The organism is Pseudoneobacillus rhizolycopersici, assembly GCF_054786815.1.
The window spans coordinates 1-251 of record NZ_JBTOOE010000185.1 but is presented as its reverse complement, the minus strand read 5'-3'; the positions used below and the strand labels follow the sequence as shown (position 1 = coordinate 251).

The 251-nt window shown below is 33.5% G+C and carries 1 protein-coding gene; it reads right to left on the bottom strand.

Annotation, left to right across the window (positions count from 1 at the left end; genetic code table 11):
- A partial coding sequence (locus ACX9YW_RS23350) for a ribonuclease H1 domain-containing protein (protein ID WP_460351161.1) occupies window positions 1-50 on the bottom strand: 50 nt, incomplete at its 3' end.
- Between the last annotated feature and the right edge of the window lie 201 nt (window positions 51-251).

The following is a 251-nucleotide window of genomic DNA, read 5'->3' as shown; positions in this document are numbered from 1 at the left end:
GTCCGGTAAATACCTGGTGTACGGCCCTTTTTTACTGCATAAAATTTCATACATACCCCGATCACTAAAAACAACAGTTAATGTTAAAATATAGTTATCTCTAACTTTAAGGTGGTGTAGCATGTCCTTCAATACTAAAAAATATAAAGAGGAAGCAGAAAAGAATCGGAAACATAATCTTTCTGAAGAGCCAAGTATGTTTAATATGATTTCATTAGCAATCTTAGCAACTTTTGCTCCCACACGTATTT